A 16,953-nucleotide genomic window follows, 5' to 3' on the forward strand; every position below is an offset into this window, starting at 1 on the left:
ATATCATGAGTATAGAGGTGGTTATCGTTTCGACGCTCTGTTTTTTTCTTTTGGTAAAACCTTTTCGTTATTTTCTCCAATTATTTAGTAATGAAAGTGGGTCTCTCATATTTAAAGCGGTACATTTAATAGGAGTAATTATTGTTTGTCTCTTTCTATTAATAATGATCGGGGATATGCAAAATAGTACTATTCCAGCACCTGACTACACATTGTTTTTTATCACACCATTTTTTATGCTGACGACTTTGTATATGTCCGTTCTGTTTCTGTTTGAAAGTGATGTACTGGAAAGAAGAAAGGATCATTTGAATGGCCCTATTTTTATTTTAATTCCGATTCTTGCCCTTTTTTCCTTAACAAAAATGTGGCAAAAGACTACACAGTTATTTACCCAATTAGGAGGAGGACCAGATAGTCCCGGATCAAAGATGTACGAAATGGCCTGGATTAATACGTATACAAGTCCACTTCTAATGAATATTTACTTGTTTTTGTTTTTAACTAGTATCACATTATTTTGTGCCTACTTTTATATCCATACAAGTAAAAAGGATTCTGCTCATTAGGAGCTGAATCCTTTTTATAATCCGGGAACCTTTAATTAAGGCACCATCACTTGTCTATTACTTCACTTTAATTTTACCAGACCACTTTTTAAATCCGCCTTCAAGGTGGGAAAGGTCTTTATAACCTTTGCGGTAAAGTGTTTGTGCTGCGCGGCCACTTCTCATCCCACTTTGGCAATATAGATAAACCGGTTTGTCAGGACGAATTTCTTTCATTCGCATTTTAAATTGCGATAGTGGGATATTTCTAGCTCCTAAAATATGCCCAGCTTCATACTCGTTTGGTTCACGCACATCAATTAGTTGAGCTTTTCGATAACCTTCGCGGAATTGTTGTTCATTCAGCGTTTTTACAATTTTTCTTTGGTAGAGCCAAGTAATCACTGAGTAAGTAATAATGGCACCTAGAAGAATAAGGATAAAATAAAGAGTATCCATAAATTTATATGTCTCCTTTCAAACAAGCATCACGCCAAATTATATTATATAGGTGTTGTGACTTTGGGTAAAGAGAAAGAACCTAATTTCCTGAGTACTTGTTACTTTCTTTCAAACGATTCATTTGTTAAGCTAATAGAGCTAGACTTCAACAATAGAAAAAGAGGTTTCAATATGGACAAAGAAATATGGGGTTTTATTGATTCTAAAGAAGGGTCTCCTTCTTTTAATATGGCATTAGATGAAGCATTGCTTGAGTGGCATAGTAAAGGGGAAATTCCACCGGTTATCCGTTTTTATGGCTGGAATCCAGCTACTCTTTCAATAGGATATTTCCAAAAAGTTGAGAAGGAAATAGATCTTGATAAAGTGAAAGAACACCAGCTTGGATTCGTTCGTAGACCGACAGGTGGGAGAGGGGTACTTCATGATCAAGAGCTAACGTATAGTGTTATTGTTTCAGAAGAACATCCTGACATGCCAAAAACGGTTACAGAAGCGTACCGTGTAATTTCAGAAGGGATTTTAAAAGGGTTTCAGTCACTAGGGTTGGATGCTTACTTTGCGGTTCCAAAAACAGCGGAGGAAAGAGATTCCTTAAAAAACCCTCGCTCAGCTGTTTGTTTTGATGCTCCAAGCTGGTATGAGCTTGTTGTAGAGGGAAGAAAAGTGGCCGGAAGTGCGCAAACAAGACAAAAAGGGGTTATTCTGCAACACGGTTCCATTCTACTAGATATAGATGAAGATAAGCTATTTAGTCTTTTTAAATATCCAAACGAGAGAGTAAAGGAACGAATGCAAAGAGCCTTTAAGAACAAGGCTGTGGCTATTAATGAAATTAGTTCAAGAAAAATAGAGCTTGAAGAAGCTAAACGTGCTTTTAAACTGGGATTCGAAGAAGGCTTAAATATAGAGCTCCAACCATATGAATTATCAACGGAGCAAATGGAATATGTTCATAAGCTCGCACGTGATCGTTATGAAAGTGACGAGTGGAATTTCAAAAGATAAGCGTCGAAATTTGTCGCTTTTCTTTTTTTTGTAAAGTTATAGGTCAAAAGCCTATAGGACGTAGGGTTGTCTCGATATAAAAAAAAGCAAGGAGCGAAATTTGTTAAAATTTATCGCTTTTGCTCGAAAATCTATAAAAATCAGCTCTTTTCGCTAGATTCTTAATTTTTTTGAGTTTGACAAATTTGTTGGCGTTTGACCCGGACACAATATATAGTGTGTGTTTTTGAAAAATATATACTATATGTAGACAATATGGTTGATTTCACAATGGGACTGTGGTAATTTAAGAATATTCCTAGCATAGCTAGATTCTGGATTTCTATTAGTAGTTTTTACAGAGTAGATTAAAAGAAGCATTGTATATATTAAAGGAGTTGTGTGTATGTCTGTTGCGTTTAGAAAAAAAATGAATATTGATGTGGAGAGCTTAAACAAGGACATTAGCTTGTTTCCTCAGGTGCATCCAGTAACCCCAGATATGAAAATTACCCATAAAGGGGTATCAAGACTTGTTATGCTTGACCGTTATACATTTAAAGATACGGAAAAGCTAACATTATCGAATGGGGATTTTGTCGTTCTAACAATTAAAGAAGATCCAAAGTTTCCTGCGAGAGGTCTTGGATTTATTCTAGAAATTGATTGGGATCAAAAGATGGCTAAGGTGCTTGTTGATGAGGAATTTAGAGGGGTTCTAGATGATCCTGAAGAAGCTAGCACAGGAGTGATCAACCGTTCACTCGATGTTATTGAAAAGCCATTGGAAGTGTTCTATGAGCAAATTGCGAAACGCAACGCAACAGGCTTGGCTTCAGTAGAGAGAACAGAAGAAAAGAAGGCTGAATGGTTTCAGAAGTTTTATCAGGAACTAGTTAACTTAAATTTCATCCCAGCAGGACGAGTTCTTTACGGAGCGGGTGCTGGAACCGAAGTAACATTCTTTAATTGTTATGTAATGCCATTTGTACAAGATTCGCGTGAAGGAATTTCTGAGCATCGTAAGCAAGTAATGGAAATCATGAGTCGTGGTGGTGGTGTTGGAACAAATGGTTCAACCCTAAGACCTAGAAACACTCTTGCCCGTGGAGTAAACGGTAAATCATCGGGATCAGTGTCTTGGTTAGATGATATTGCTAAGCTTACTCACTTGGTGGAGCAGGGTGGATCAAGACGTGGTGCCCAAATGATCATGTTAGCTGACTGGCATCCAGATATTATTGAGTTCATTATTTCAAAAATGCAAAATCCAAGAATTCTTCGTTTCTTACTTGAGACAACAAATGACGAAACGATTAAAAAATATGCAAAAGAAAAACTAAAGTTTTCTCCTCTTACAGAGAGTGAGCGTTCTATGTACCAAGGAATTGCTAATTATAAAACTATTCCAGGCCAAGGTGGTTTCTCTGATAAGAACATTGCTGATGCGGAAGAGAAACTTACAACCGGTGGTAACTACTCCGTTCATAACTCAGAATTCTTAACAGGTGCAAATATTTCTATCTGTTTAACAAAAGAGTTTATGGAAGCAGTTGAAAATGATTCTGTGTATGAGCTTCGATTCCCAGATGTGGAAAGCTATGATGCAGAAGAAATGAAAATTTACAACGAAGAGTGGCATAAATTCGGGGACGTTCGTGAGTGGGAAAAACAAGGCCATAAAGTACGAGTGTACAGAAAGATTCAAGCAAAAGAACTATGGAATCTAATTAACATCTGTGCGACCTACTCAGCTGAGCCTGGAATTTTCTTCATCGACAACGCGAACGATATGACAAATGCAAAAGCATACGGTCAGCAAGTAGTAGCTACAAATCCATGTGGAGAACAACCACTAGCACCATATTCTGTTTGTAACCTTGCTGCTGTTAACTTAGCTGAAATGGCAGACAAAGAGACTAAGACTGTTAATTTTGAAAAGTTAAAGCAAACGGTCGCTGTCGGCGTGCGTATGCAGGATAACGTAATTGATGCGACTCCGTACTTCCTTGAAGACAATAAGAATCAAGCGTTAGGGGAAAGACGTGTAGGGCTTGGCGTGATGGGCTTACATGATCTTCTGATCTATTGTGAAACAGAATACGGTTCTGAAGAAGGAAACGTTCTTATTGATAAAGTGTTTGAAACGATTGCGACGACTGCTTATGAAACATCTGTTGAATTGGCGAAGGAAAAGGGTAGCTTCCCATTCCTAATTGGTGATACAGAAGTGGAAACGAACCGTCTTCGTCAAGCATTTACGCAAACAGGCTTTATGCAAAAAATGCCTGAGCATGTGAGAGAAGCTATTTTAGAAAGTGGAATCCGTAATTCTCACTTATTAACGGTAGCTCCTACAGGCTCTACCGGAACAATGGTAGGTGTATCAACGGGTCTCGAGCCATACTTCTCGTTCTCATACTTCCGCAGCGGGCGTCTTGGGAAGTTTATCGAAGTGAAGGCGGATATTGTACAAGACTATCTTGACCGTCATCCAGAAGCAGATCCTGATAATTTACCAAGCTGGTTCGTATCGGCTATGGAGCTTGCTCCTGAAGCGCATGCTGACGTACAGTGTGTTATTCAAAGATGGATTGATAGTTCAATCAGTAAAACGGTAAATGCACCAAAAGGATACAGCGTGGAGCAGGTAGAAAAAGTGTATGAGCGCCTATACCGCGGTGGTGCTAAGGGTGGTACCGTTTATGTTGATGGATCACGTGATAGCCAGGTATTAACGCTGAAGGCAGAAGAAAATACAGTGGATGAATATGAGCCAAATGTAGAAAAAGCACATGTTGTATTAGTTGATACAATTACCGATCTTCGTTCAACAGATGTTACCATCGGTTCTGAAGTTGGAAATACTTGTCCTGTATGTCGTAAAGGAAAAGTAAAAGAAATAGGTGGCTGTAATACTTGTACAAACTGTAACGCACAGTTAAAGTGTGGTCTATAATTTCATTGAGAGAGGATGGAAATATTTGTTCCATCCTCTTTTTTCATTTCTTATTTTTTTTGTTCATACTAGCTATATAACTAGGTAATGAAATGAGGGAAAAAAATGAAGCCATTTGTTCCACAGCTTATTTATATAGAACCGGGTGCGCTGGAGTATGAGCTCGGTAGAGAATTGAAGCAAAAATTTGAAGAGATGGGCCTTGAAATTAGGGAAACGACTTCACATAACCAAATTCGTGGGATTCCTGGAGACAATGAGCTTCAGCAATACCGTAATGCTAAGTCTACTCTAGTGGTTGGAGTGAGGCGAACCCTAAAATTTGATACATCTAAGCCATCAGCAGAATACGCTATTCCCTTAGCAACTGGTTGCATGGGACATTGTCATTACTGTTATTTACAAACAACCTTAGGGAGTAAGCCGTATATTCGAACATACGTAAATTTGGAGGACATATTTAATCAAGCTCAAAAGTATATGGATGAACGTGCTCCGGAGATCACTCGATTCGAAGCTGCGTGTACATCAGACATTGTCGGCTTGGATCACTTAACCCATTCACTGAAGAAAACCATTGAGTTTATTGGTCAAACCGAGTACGGTCAGCTCCGTTTTGTAACCAAATATCATCATGTGGATCATCTACTTGATGCCAAACATAATGGGAAAACAAGATTTCGCTTCAGTGTGAACTCTCGGTATGTTATTAAAAACTTTGAACCGGGAACGTCATCGTTTGATGAACGTCTAGAAGCAGCAAAGAAGGTTGCTAAGGCTGGATATCCACTTGGCTTTATCGTTGCTCCTATTTACCTTCATGACGAATGGAAGGAAGGGTATAGAGAATTATTTGAGCGTCTAAGTGATTCTTTGGAAGGAATAGAGCTTCCAAACTTAACCTTTGAATTAATTCAGCACCGTTTTACAAAGCCTGCGAAAAAGGTAATTGAAAAGCGCTACCCGAAAACGAAGCTTGAAATGGATGAGGAAAAAAGAAAATACAAATGGGGACGATACGGAATTGGAAAGTATGTGTATCAAAACGAAGAAGCAGCTGAAATGGAGCAAACGATTCGAGGATATGCACAAGAGTATTTTCCGAATTCAGAGGTTAGTTACTTTACGTAAAGCACCGATATTATAAAAAAATAAATCAATTAGATTGTCCGCCGTACTATTTCATGAAACTCCTGCTTAAAGATGTATCATATATGTGCATCTAAGGAGTGACTTCCATGTATATCGACGGCGTTTTTTCTGGGGGAGGAATTAAAGGGATAGCTTTAGTAGGTGCCTATGAAGCCATTGAGAAAAAAGGATTCCGATTCAAACGGGTGGCAGGTACGAGTGCAGGTTCAATCATTGCGTCATTAATTGCTGCGGGCTATACGAGCAAAGAGGTATATGAGCTAATCGATGAATTAGACTTAAAAACGTTTTTAGATACACGTCCGTCGTATCTGCCCTTTCGTGTGACAAAATGGATCCTGCTCTATTGGAGACTAGGAATTTACAAGGGCCAGCGATTGGAAGAGTGGTTGGCAGAAAAGCTTGCACTAAAAGGTGTTCGAACATTTGCAGACTTACAACCACAAGCATTAAGAGTTGTTGCATCAGATTTATCAAATGGGAGATTAATCATCCTTCCAGATGATTTGCCGTACTATGGTATTAATCCGAATTCATTTTCAGTTGCAAAAGCCATCCGAATGAGCTGCAGTCTCCCGTATTTCTTTGAACCTGTCAAAATTAAGCATGACCATACAACTAGTACGATTGTTGATGGAGGAGTTCTTAGTAACTTCCCTATGTGGTTATTCGATAGTGAGAATGTAAAAAAGATTAGACCTGTATTGGGAATCAAACTGTCTCACAGCATGCAGGATAGACCGATTAAACAAATAACGAATGCGATAAAACTATACGAGGCGCTGTTTGAAACGATGAAGGATGCACATGACTCGAGGTATATATCAAGGAAGCATGAAAGAAATATAATCTTTATCCCAACGGAAGGTGTATTAACCACAGAGTTTGAGTTGACGGAGGAAAAAAAACAAATCCTTTTCGATTTGGGAAAGGAGAGAGCTTCACAATTCTTTGCTAAATGGAGTTATTAAAAAGAAAAACCGAGCATCTAAAATGATGCTCGGTTTTTCTTTTTCCCTTTTCGCCCTTCGATGACCGTCAAATGTGTGGCTGATTTAGATTTATTCGTATGCTTCTTTAAAGAAGTAATGGAGCCACTTTTGGCCGCGGGTTTGCGAACCTCTTTTTGGAAATACTTCCTTTTTGAACGTTTAGCAGCTTTACGGAACGCATGCTGTTCTTTTTTGTCGGGACTTCCCTTATAAAAATGTCGAACCAAAAAGTACAGAATGACTCCGACAATTGCAAACACAAAAATACTTTTAAAAAATTCACCAGGATTGACCATTAGTTTAGATACTACTCCTATAGTAGCTAAAATAACTAAACACACGATAAAAATAAGCGAAGTTCGATTTTTCATGAAAGCCACCTCCCTAAAAGCATGATTAGCATTTTCTTCCGCTTTTAAACTAGCCGCTCCGACAATTACACAATTTCCTACCCTTGTTCTGTAACCTTAAGGGGGGAGATTGGGCTTGCACATTTTAATGGTGAGGTTGTTATTAATTCAAACGTTTTAAAGGTATTAATTAATTTATGCTACATTCCACGATATTGGAACACCGTTTTTACATTTGTTTAATAAAATCTTATCTTATATTTATTCTACTAGAAAAAGAAAAAAACCTCTATCTTGGAGACTCAAATTGACAGAAATGAATTATTTTTTATTTATAAGTAAGGAAAGAATTAACGTGGGACATAATACAAATGGAGGTGGTATTAATGGCAGAAGAAAAGGAAAAATATGAGCAAGAACAGCATGAAAAACCATTATCATTTATCGCTATGGTCATTATCACTGGGTTTGTTGGGGGAGCTCTATGGAGTGGTCTTTCGTTTATTGCATGGTATTTCAATTTTACTGAGATTCATCCAAGGGTCATTCTAGAGCCATGGGCGATCGGCGCATGGAAAAAACAATGGCTTGGTACAGTTATTTCTATTATTCTGATTGGAGTTATCTCAATCGGAGTTGCCATTATGTATTACATAGCGCTGAGACGTTTTAAGAGTATACTTATTGGTATGGGCTTCGGACTTGCATTACTCGCATTGGTATTGTTCGTGCTTAATCCAATTTTCCCTGGAATTCCTCCGTTTAGAAAAATGGAGTTTAATACATTAATTACCACAGCGTGTTTTTATGTTTTGTATGGGACGTTTATTGGATATACGATTTCCTATGAGGAGCATGAAATGAAGAGGATAAAAAAGGAAAACCATGAACCGGTCTTCTCTAGAGACTAGTGTAACGAAAATAGGATGTGTTAGAATGTTCTTATTGAGCATTCTTTTTTTTATGATCAGAATAAGGGATACGAAAGGGAGAGAATGATGGAGAAATTAAATAAATTAAGAGCTGAGCTTGAAAAGTTACATGTCGATGGAATACTGATTACAAGTAGTTTTAATCGTCGATATATGACTAACTTCACGGGTTCATCCGGCGTAGTCCTAATTAGTAAAGACCGTGCACAATTCATAACTGATTTTCGATATGTCGAGCAAGCAGAAAAACAATGTGTGGGCTTCGAAGTAGTGAAGCATAATGGTACAATACCAGAGGAAGTGGCAGCACAGGTAAAAGAGCTTGGAATCAGTCGACTAGGCTTTGAACAAGAACATCTTACATATTCTTCCTATCAATCCTTTAAAGAAACTGTTAAATCAGAACTAGTCCCATTATCAGGTGTGATTGAAAAGTTGCGCTTGATAAAGACTGACGCAGAGATTAAGATATTAAAGGAAGCAGCAAACATTGCAGATGCTGCATTTACACATATTTTAAGCTTTATTCGTCCTGGCTTAACGGAGTTAGAGGTCTCGAATGAGCTAGAGTTCTTTATGAGAAAAAGAGGTGCAACCTCTTCATCTTTTGATATAATTGTTGCTTCGGGAGTTCGATCTGCCCTTCCTCATGGAGTGGCTAGTGAAAAAGTGATTGAAACAGGTGATTTTGTAACACTTGACTTTGGGGCATATTATAAAGGCTATGTATCCGACATTACAAGAACTGTATCGGTTGGAGAACCTGATGCTAAACTAAAGGAAATTTACAATATTGTTTTACAAGCTCAGTTACTCGGGATGGAAGGAATCAAACCTGGAATGACGGGGAAAGAGGCCGACGCATTGACAAGAAATCATATTTCTTCGAATGGGTATGGTGAATATTTTGGTCATTCAACAGGACATGGAATTGGTCTAGAAGTGCATGAAGGACCTGCACTATCTGTCAGATCAGATCTTGTTCTTGAAGAGGGAATGATTGTAACTGTTGAACCTGGAATCTATATCCCAGGGCTTGGCGGTGTTCGTATTGAAGATGATACGATTATTACGAAGGATGGAAATGAATCCCTCACTTACTCAACCAAAGAACTTATTATTCTTTAATGCATCTAATTAGGAGGATTTATTAATGATTTCAGTAAACGATTTTCGTACAGGTTTGACAATTGAAGTAGATGGCGGACTATGGCGCGTAATGGATTTCCAACACGTGAAACCTGGTAAAGGAGCCGCTTTTGTTCGTTCAAAGCTTCGTAACCTTCGTACAGGAGCAGTTCAGGAGAAGACATTCCGTGCAGGTGAGAAGGTAGCAAAAGCTCAAATTGATAACCGTAAAATGCAATATCTATATGCAAACGGAGAGCAACATGTATTTATGGATGTTGAGTCTTATGATCAAATAGAACTACCAGCAACTTCTATTGAATATGAACTTAAATTTTTAAAGGAAAACATGGAAGTTCATATCATGATGTACCAAGGTGAAACACTAGGAGTTGAACTGCCGAATACAGTTGAGCTTGAAGTAGTTGAAACAGAACCGGGTATTAAAGGTGATACAGCATCTGGTGGAACAAAGCCAGCTATCTTAGAAACAGGTTTATCTGTTCAAGTACCTTTCTTTATCAACCAAGGTGACCGTTTAATCATCAACACAACAGAATCTTCATACGTTTCAAGAGCATAATTACAATATACCAATGAAAAAAGACACACGAATTTTACTATTCGTGTGTCTTTTTTGTGAGTTACGAAGTAAATTGAAAGACGGCAGTAATGGTTGCCTTTACTTGTAGTAACCCTGGTTCAATCGTTGTGCTTACTCCCTTTACCATTGGCATAGTAGAATAAAGAGGCTCTGGAATGTTTACCATACCTAGGCCCTCTATAATTGATACAGGAGGAAGACTAAGTTGCACGCGTAAAGCCTGAGCTATCGAAGCTGCTTTCTGTGTCGCATTATGAACAGCAAGAGTGAGTGCTTGTTGTTCTTGATTCATTTTATTTGTTACTGAAAAGTTAATGGCTAAAATACTGTTTGCTCCACTTTCTATTGCTTGATCAACAACTAAACCAATCTGCTCCATATTGGATAAGGTAACCGTTAAGCGGTGCTCTACCTTATAATTTCTAAACGTTTGAACTCCGTCAATAAAGTCGTATTGAGGGAAAATGGAGTAATCAGATGTTCTAATTTTCTCTCTTGGAATCTGCAAGGTGAGCAAGGTATTCATGACAGCAGAACTAATTTGAGCATTTTCTCTCTGAGCTTCTACGAGCTCCTTATTCTCTGTGATAATCCCTATAATTACATCTGCTTGGTCTGGCTGTACATCGACGATTCCTTCCCCTATTACTCTAATTTCATTGGTAGCGGTTGCTCTTGTAGGGTAAGGGCTCGATACTCGAGTGTAATCCTCATACATATTAACTCCTCCTTCATTCAGAACGTCTCCCTTGTAAAATGTATGCAATCAAAAGAATAAGATTCTCCTATCGATTATAGAATTCAGGAGTCATAATGTGGCCAAGCAGGCATACAAATGAATTAATGAGAAAGGTCCTGAGGACAGGAGGAAACGTTATGGAAGACGTCATTGGTATGTTACCTAAAGAAATTGCCAATCAAATAAATCAACTGTCTCCCTTTCAATTAAATGATATGGAAGAAATTCGAATTAGAATTGGTCGCCCTTTAGAAGTCACCTCTGGGGGAAAACCAATCTTCTTACCTTATATGGTAAAAGCAGAGGATGCGATACAACTGCTGAATAAGATCAGTCATTTTTCTATTTATACGTTAGAGGAAGAATTAAAAAGGGGCTACGTTACAGTTGCTGGTGGCCATCGTGTGGGTCTTGCTGGGAAAGTCATTTTAGAGGCGGGTAAGGTGAAAGCAATTACAGATGTTTCCTCGTTTAACTTCCGCATTGCAAGAGAGAAAATCGGAATATGTCATAATCTCCTCCCATTTCTATATGAGGGAGAATGGTTACATACGATGATCATTGGACCGCCACAGACAGGAAAGACAACATTAATTAGAGACTTGGCAAGAGTGATTTCAACAGGAACAAAAACAGTCCCAGCAGCTAAGGTAGGGATTGTTGATGAGCGATCTGAGATTGCTGGAAGTATAAATGGTGTTCCACAGCTAACCTTTGGACCGAGAGTAGATGTATTAGATTCCTGCCCGAAAGCGGAGGGGATGATGATGATGATTCGCTCCATGAGCCCCGATGTACTAGTAGTGGATGAGATTGGTAGAGAAGAGGATGGCGAGGCCATTTTAGAAGCGGTTTATGCAGGGATTTCTTTAGTAACAACAACGCATGGTCATTCGTACTCAGATATTTTAAATAGACCCACATTAAAACCAATTATCCAAAGTGGAATTTTTCAAAGATTTATTGAATTAAGTCGAGTGAAAGGACCAGGCACCGTACTTTCTGTTAAGGATCAACATGGTAGGGAAATTGTCAGAAAAGTGAGTGTGACATAAATGATTAAATTAATCGGAGCCGTTTTTATCATTGTTGCTACTACTTGGACGGGCTTTGAAGCCTCGAGACATTTAACAGAAAGACCCAGGCAGCTAAGACAACTAAAGTCAGCATTACAATCACTTGAGGCGGAGATTATGTATGGCCATACCCCTTTACATGAAGCAGCTAGAAGATTGGCTTCACAGCTTTCTAAGCCTCTTTCTTGGTTTTTTGAATCATTTTCAAAGAAACTAACCAATTCTGAAACAACCGTAAAAGATGCATGGGAGGAAAGTCTACAGGAAGTTTGGAAGCTCACGGCGTTAAAGCAGGGAGAATACGAGATTATGAAACAATTTGGTGAGACTCTTGGGCGACATGATCGGTTCTCTCAACAAAAACAGATCCGCTTAGCCTTAACGCACCTAGAGCGTGAAGAAGCTGATGCACATGAAAAGCAAGCAAGATATGAAAAGATGATGAAAAGCTTAGGATTTCTATCAGGCTTACTATTAGTCATTTTACTTATGTAAAAAATTGAATGTGGTCCTTAGGAGGAAAAGCATATGGGTTTAGATGTTGATATTATTTTTAAAATAGCTGGAGTTGGGATTGTAGTTGCCTTTTTACACACGATCCTCGACCAAGTCGGAAAGAAAGAATACGCTCAGTGGGTAACGTTATTTGGCTTTATTTATATTTTGTTTATGGTTGCTTCCATTGTGGATGAATTATTTCAAAAAATCAAATCAGTGTTTCTGTTCCAGGGCTAAAGGAGGGTTTGACGATTGAAATTTTACAAATAGTTGGGTTTGCACTTATTGCTACTTTTTTAGCTCTTGTGGTAAAGGAGCAAAAACCAAATTTCGCCTTTTTGCTAATCGTCTTTGTTGGTTGTTCCATCTTTCTATTTTTAATCGATCAAATCTACGCGATTATCCATATGCTAGAAAAAATTGCGATTAACGCAAATGTAAATATTATTTATGTAGAAACCATACTTAAAATCATTGGAATTGCCTATATTGCCGAGTTTGCTTCCCAAATTACAAAGGATGCTGGACAAGCTGCAATCGCTTCTAAAATAGAAATGGCTGGGAAAATATTAATACTGGCCATGGCTATCCCGATTTTAACCGTCTTGATAGAAACAATTATCGCATTAATCCCAAATTAGTTGAGCCACTGAGCCGAATAAAAGAAGGTGAAAAAGTTGAAGCAACTGATCTTCAAAACAATCTCTCTCTTAATTCTGATCCTATTTGTTGCTGTCCCATTCATTAGGGCTGAGACAAACGATGAAACGCAGTCTTCTACACAGTCTGTACTTAACCCCGAACAAATAATGGAGGAACAGCTTGAAGCTTTAGATATCGATGATATGAAGGTTTTTTGGGAAAAGATTACGACGGAATACGGAGGGTTTCTTCCAGAAAGCCAAAAGGGGAGCCTTTACGATTTTATTAAAGGGGACAAGCAATTTTCCTTAAAAGAATGGTCCAATGGATTTCTTAAATTTATGTTTCACGAGTTTGTTGTAAATGGAAAGCTACTAGGCACCCTCATATTACTAACGGTATTTTCCATGTTCCTGCAAACCTTACAAAATTCATTCGAAAAAAGTACTGTTAGTAAGGTAGCTTATGCCATCGTATTTATGGTCCTAATTATTATCGCCTTAAATAGTTTTCATGTAGCTATCCAGTATACGAACGATACGATTACAACGATGATTTCTTTCATCTTAGCGCTTATTCCGCTTCTCCTTGCGTTAATAGCCTCTTCAGGTGGACTTGTTTCTGCTGCCTTTTTCCATCCAGTGATCCTTTTCCTCATGAATAGCAGTGGAATGTTTATTCAATATGTTGTTCTACCACTTCTGTTTTTAGGTGCGGTATTAAGCATAGTGAGTATTTTATCTGAGCATCACAAAGTGACTCAATTAGGGAATCTGTTAAGAAATTGGAGCATTGGACTACTTGGTATCTTTCTTACTGTTTTCCTTGGTGTTCTAAGTGTACAAGGTGCTTCAGCAGCAGTAACCGACGGAATTACCATTCGGACAGCAAAATTTATTACTGGTAATTTTATTCCTGTCATTGGAAGGATGTTTACAGATGCCACTGACACGGTGATTAGCGCTTCTCTTTTACTGAAAAATACCGTTGGAATTGCAGGGGTAGCCATACTATTACTAATTGTTGCTTTTCCAGCGATAAAGATATTAATGATTGCCTTTATTTATAAATTTGCTGCTGCGGTTTTACAACCTCTAGGTGGGGGACCAGTTATTGCTTGTTTAGAAATCATTAGTAAAAGTATTGTTTTCGTTTTCGCTGCTTTGGCCATCGTGTCCATGATGTTTTTCTTAAGTTTAACTGTTGTCATTGCAGCAGGAAACCTTACGATGATGGTTCGTTAGGAGGTGTGTAATGGATTTTTTAAAGGATTGGATTACAAATATTATCCTTTTCGTCTTGCTAGCAACTGTTGTTGATATGTTGCTTCCGAATTCGAATATGCAAAAATACACTAGGATGGTTACTGGGTTATTACTAATAGCCATCATTCTTTCTCCCGTCCTGAAAATACTTTCTAGTGATTTTGAGGCGAGCCTTTCCTCAATAACGGAATTAGACACCGTATCAGAAAAAAATATAGAAAATTCAATAGAATTGAAGAAAAAAGAAATACAAGCCTCCTTTGATGCATATGCTTTAGAAGAAGTGGCTGTCCAATTAAAAAAGGACGTTGAAGAGGAGTTGATGGAACAGTACGGTTTAGAGATTGCTAGTATCGATCTATCAGTGGATGAAACGAGCAGCGCAACCTTCCCAGACAATCTTCAAGAGATATCTGTTACGTTACGAGAATCAACAACGGAGGACGTGGTAGAAGCCATACAAATGGTTGATATTAATACCAATTCACCTCTACCATCTAATTCGAAAAGTGAACAAAGCGAAGAACTGTCTTCACTTCTCTCTGAAAAATGGGATGTAAACAAAGTCGCTGTTGAAATCTTCATAGAAGGGGGGAACAAATAAGTGGGAAATGATACAGAAAAAGATAAAGAACCTAACAATGAAAAAGGGCCAATTACATTCCTAAAAAAACTATTTAGTAAAGACAGCCCTCCTGAGAAAAAGTCTAGTAAATATCAATACTTCTTAATCGTCTTATTAATTGGAGCCGCCATTATGTTAGCAAGCAATTTGCTAATTAATCCAAATCCAAGTCCTTCAGCTATTGAAACTGGAGCAAATGCAGAGGAATCAAGCGAGGACGTAGAAACGTTTGGACAGAAAAAGATTGACGGGAATGAAATCATTGCCGCCTATGAAGATCATTATGAAAATCAACTGAAGGAAACACTTGAAGGGATTGTCGGCGTCGGAGAAGTGATTGTAGCAGTGAACGTCGATGCGACAGAGAAAAAAGTACTAGAAAAAAATGTAGTTGTTCAGTCCCAAAAAACCGAAGAGGTTGACCGAGAGGGTGGGCAAAGAACAGTCGAAGACCAATCAAAGGATGAACAGCTAGTGATTATCCGAGATGGGGAAAAAGAGGTTCCTATTGTAATAGAAACGAAGAAGCCTGCTATTCGAGGCGTCATCGTTATTGCAAAGGGAGCTGATAATATACAGGTGAAAAAATGGATACTCGAATCCGTAACAAAACTATTAGATGTGCCGGTTCATCGAGTGTCTGTTATGCCAAAAAAATAAGAGGGGGATTTATAGATGTTATTGAAAAAACAAACGGTTTGGTTATTAACAATGCTTAGCTTAGTTGTTGTATTATCGGTATATTATATTACTTCTCCAGAACAGCAAATGAATAATATGGCAACGGTAGAAAAAGAGGCAGAGGAAGATTCAACGGTAAGTGGCGAAAATAAAACAGAATCGGGAGAAACAGTTATCTCTAGTACTGCTAGCGATGAAATGTTTGAAGCATTACGCTTAGAGCTAGATGAAGAGAGAAGTAAATTAAAAGAAGAGCTAGAAACGACAGTTGCTTCAACTGATCTTCCAACTGAAGACATTAATGCAGCCCTTGATAAAATCAAAGAATTAAATGATGTTACTCAAAAAGAAGCATATCTTGAAACGATGATTGTAGCAATGGATTATGATGATGCTTTAGTTAGAGTGACTGATGACGAGGTTCGTGTTACTGTAAAAGCAAAAAGCCACTCTCCAGCAGCAGCGAATGAAATCTTAAAGTTAGTTCGTTCTGAATTAGGCGGATTAAAGCCAGTTGTACAATTCCAAGTTAGTAAATAATCGGAAAACGGAAAGCCAAGATGCTTTCCGTTTTTTAATCTACTAAAAGCCACCGCCTGGGAAACAAGCGACCTAAATAACTACAACTTTAGTCGTAGAAGGTAAATATGTATGAAAAATTTTAAAAAATCTTATATTTCAAAAATGAAAACGTGTTCTTTTGTCGAATATGTATATAGAGGAATAAATGTTGAACTTCTATGAGGTCTTATCGTATGATATTAGTATCTAGTGCTAAAAAGTAAATTAGAGGTGAGTATGATGTTAAAGGTTCAAGAAATTAGAGAATTAATAAAATTAGTCGATCAATCAAGTCTAGATGAATTTGTTTATGAATACGAAGGTGCAAAAATTAAAATGAAAAAGAATGCTGCGGTAGATACTGTTGCAGTAAAGGAACAAGTTACACCTGCGCCTGTAGTTGTTGCTGAAAAGACACCAGCACCAGTGGCTGCTGTAGAGGTAAAGCAAGAGGAGCCAATCGCACCTCAACCAGCACAAACACCTGCTGCTGATACTTCAAACTTACATAAAATCACTTCACCGATGGTTGGGACTTTCTATGCATCTCCATCACCTGATGCTGATGTGTATGTGAAGGTTGGCTCAAAGGTATCAAGTGACTCGGTTGTTTGTATCGTAGAAGCAATGAAGTTATTTAATGAAATCGAAGCTGAAGTTAACGGAGAAATTGTAGAAATACTTGTAAAAGACGGACAGTTAGTTGAGTATGGTCAACCGTTATTTTTAGTTAAGCCAGAGTAAGGAGCTGT

Annotated in this window: 20 protein-coding genes; 17 read left to right on the forward strand and 3 right to left on the reverse strand. The window is 38.1% G+C overall.

All coding sequences use genetic code 11. The annotated features are described in order from the left end of the window. Nucleotides 1-5: 5 nt before the first annotated feature. Complete coding sequence (locus BKO01S_RS00150) at nucleotides 6-569, forward strand: hypothetical protein (protein ID WP_066047099.1); 564 nt, start codon at nucleotides 6-8, stop codon at nucleotides 567-569. 57 nt (nucleotides 570-626) lie between these two features. Here BKO01S_RS00150 and BKO01S_RS00155 read toward each other — a convergent pair whose 3' ends face one another. Continuing rightward, nucleotides 627-1,007 (reverse strand): rhodanese-like domain-containing protein, encoded by a 381-nt coding sequence (locus BKO01S_RS00155; protein WP_066047104.1) that lies wholly within the window; start codon nucleotides 1,005-1,007, stop codon nucleotides 627-629. Between the two features lie 174 nt (nucleotides 1,008-1,181). Between BKO01S_RS00155 and lipM the strand changes: the two genes are divergently transcribed. From lipM to BKO01S_RS00175, 4 genes are all read left to right on the forward strand, one after another. Continuing rightward, the gene (gene lipM / locus BKO01S_RS00160; protein ID WP_066047108.1) at nucleotides 1,182-2,018 is read left to right on the forward strand and encodes a lipoate--protein ligase family protein; all 837 of its coding nucleotides are present in this window, start codon (nucleotides 1,182-1,184) and stop codon (nucleotides 2,016-2,018) included. A gap of 385 nt (nucleotides 2,019-2,403) precedes the next feature. After that, nucleotides 2,404-4,956, forward strand: coding sequence for a vitamin B12-dependent ribonucleotide reductase (locus BKO01S_RS00165; protein WP_066047111.1), 2,553 nt, complete (start codon nucleotides 2,404-2,406; stop codon nucleotides 4,954-4,956). Nucleotides 4,957-5,061: 105 nt separating this feature from the next. Continuing rightward, nucleotides 5,062-6,087, forward strand: a complete 1,026-nt coding sequence (gene splB / locus BKO01S_RS00170) for a spore photoproduct lyase (RefSeq protein ID WP_066047114.1) — start codon at nucleotides 5,062-5,064, stop codon at nucleotides 6,085-6,087. Between the two features lie 107 nt (nucleotides 6,088-6,194). Next, nucleotides 6,195-7,079, forward strand: a complete 885-nt coding sequence (locus BKO01S_RS00175) for a patatin-like phospholipase family protein (protein WP_066047117.1) — start codon at nucleotides 6,195-6,197, stop codon at nucleotides 7,077-7,079. 17 nt (nucleotides 7,080-7,096) lie between these two features. On the opposite strand, the gene BKO01S_RS00180 is transcribed toward BKO01S_RS00175, so the two are convergent. After that, the gene (locus BKO01S_RS00180) at nucleotides 7,097-7,471 is read right to left on the reverse strand and encodes an SA1362 family protein (RefSeq protein WP_066047120.1); all 375 of its coding nucleotides are present in this window, start codon (nucleotides 7,469-7,471) and stop codon (nucleotides 7,097-7,099) included. A 365-nt stretch (nucleotides 7,472-7,836) separates the two neighbouring features. Here BKO01S_RS00180 and BKO01S_RS00185 point away from each other — a divergent pair, with 365 nt between their 5' ends. The 3 genes from BKO01S_RS00185 to efp all read left to right on the forward strand — a co-directional run bounded on the left by BKO01S_RS00185 (nucleotide 7,837) and on the right by efp (nucleotide 10,093). Beyond that, complete coding sequence (locus BKO01S_RS00185) at nucleotides 7,837-8,361, forward strand: YqhR family membrane protein (RefSeq protein ID WP_066047127.1); 525 nt, start codon at nucleotides 7,837-7,839, stop codon at nucleotides 8,359-8,361. A gap of 87 nt (nucleotides 8,362-8,448) precedes the next feature. Then, the gene (gene pepQ, locus BKO01S_RS00190; RefSeq protein ID WP_066047130.1) at nucleotides 8,449-9,510 is read left to right on the forward strand and encodes a Xaa-Pro dipeptidase; all 1,062 of its coding nucleotides are present in this window, start codon (nucleotides 8,449-8,451) and stop codon (nucleotides 9,508-9,510) included. Nucleotides 9,511-9,535: 25 nt separating this feature from the next. Beyond that, nucleotides 9,536-10,093 (forward strand): elongation factor P, encoded by a 558-nt coding sequence (gene efp, locus BKO01S_RS00195; protein ID WP_066047133.1) that lies wholly within the window; start codon nucleotides 9,536-9,538, stop codon nucleotides 10,091-10,093. Between the two features lie 61 nt (nucleotides 10,094-10,154). On the opposite strand, the gene BKO01S_RS00200 is transcribed toward efp, so the two are convergent. After that, nucleotides 10,155-10,832 (reverse strand): SIMPL domain-containing protein, encoded by a 678-nt coding sequence (locus BKO01S_RS00200; RefSeq protein WP_066047137.1) that lies wholly within the window; start codon nucleotides 10,830-10,832, stop codon nucleotides 10,155-10,157. A 158-nt stretch (nucleotides 10,833-10,990) separates the two neighbouring features. Between BKO01S_RS00200 and spoIIIAA the strand changes: the two genes are divergently transcribed. From spoIIIAA to accB, 9 genes are all read left to right on the forward strand, one after another. Beyond that, the gene (spoIIIAA, locus tag BKO01S_RS00205; RefSeq protein ID WP_066047140.1) at nucleotides 10,991-11,908 is read left to right on the forward strand and encodes a stage III sporulation protein AA; all 918 of its coding nucleotides are present in this window, start codon (nucleotides 10,991-10,993) and stop codon (nucleotides 11,906-11,908) included. Then, nucleotides 11,909-12,424, forward strand: coding sequence for a stage III sporulation protein SpoIIIAB (spoIIIAB, locus tag BKO01S_RS00210; RefSeq protein WP_066047143.1), 516 nt, complete (start codon nucleotides 11,909-11,911; stop codon nucleotides 12,422-12,424). It begins immediately after the preceding gene. Nucleotides 12,425-12,457: 33 nt separating this feature from the next. Then, nucleotides 12,458-12,664 (forward strand): stage III sporulation protein AC, encoded by a 207-nt coding sequence (spoIIIAC, locus tag BKO01S_RS00215; RefSeq protein WP_066047144.1) that lies wholly within the window; start codon nucleotides 12,458-12,460, stop codon nucleotides 12,662-12,664. 8 nt (nucleotides 12,665-12,672) lie between these two features. Continuing rightward, nucleotides 12,673-13,068 (forward strand): stage III sporulation protein AD, encoded by a 396-nt coding sequence (gene spoIIIAD / locus BKO01S_RS00220; RefSeq protein ID WP_066047148.1) that lies wholly within the window; start codon nucleotides 12,673-12,675, stop codon nucleotides 13,066-13,068. A gap of 36 nt (nucleotides 13,069-13,104) precedes the next feature. Continuing rightward, entirely contained in the window at nucleotides 13,105-14,313 is a 1,209-nt protein-coding gene (gene spoIIIAE, locus BKO01S_RS00225) for a stage III sporulation protein AE (RefSeq protein ID WP_066047150.1), read from the forward strand. Nucleotides 14,314-14,323: 10 nt separating this feature from the next. Continuing rightward, nucleotides 14,324-14,938 carry a stage III sporulation protein AF gene (spoIIIAF, locus tag BKO01S_RS00230; protein ID WP_066047152.1) on the forward strand — a complete coding sequence of 205 codons (615 nt, stop codon included), beginning with the start codon at nucleotides 14,324-14,326 and terminating at the stop codon, nucleotides 14,936-14,938. Then, nucleotides 14,939-15,619, forward strand: a complete 681-nt coding sequence (spoIIIAG, locus tag BKO01S_RS00235; RefSeq protein WP_066047155.1) for a stage III sporulation protein AG — start codon at nucleotides 14,939-14,941, stop codon at nucleotides 15,617-15,619. A gap of 15 nt (nucleotides 15,620-15,634) precedes the next feature. Next, on the forward strand, nucleotides 15,635-16,180 hold the full coding sequence (locus tag BKO01S_RS00240) for a SpoIIIAH-like family protein (protein ID WP_066047158.1): 546 nt from the start codon (nucleotides 15,635-15,637) through the stop codon (nucleotides 16,178-16,180). 261 nt (nucleotides 16,181-16,441) lie between these two features. Next, a complete protein-coding gene (accB, locus tag BKO01S_RS00245) occupies nucleotides 16,442-16,945 on the forward strand; it encodes an acetyl-CoA carboxylase biotin carboxyl carrier protein (RefSeq protein WP_066047161.1) in 504 nt (167 codons plus the stop codon). Nucleotides 16,946-16,953 lie beyond the last annotated feature (8 nt).

Origin of the sequence: Robertmurraya korlensis NBRC 107688 (assembly GCF_001591645.1) — a bacterium.
GTDB lineage: Bacteria > Bacillota > Bacilli > Bacillales > Cytobacillaceae > Robertmurraya_A.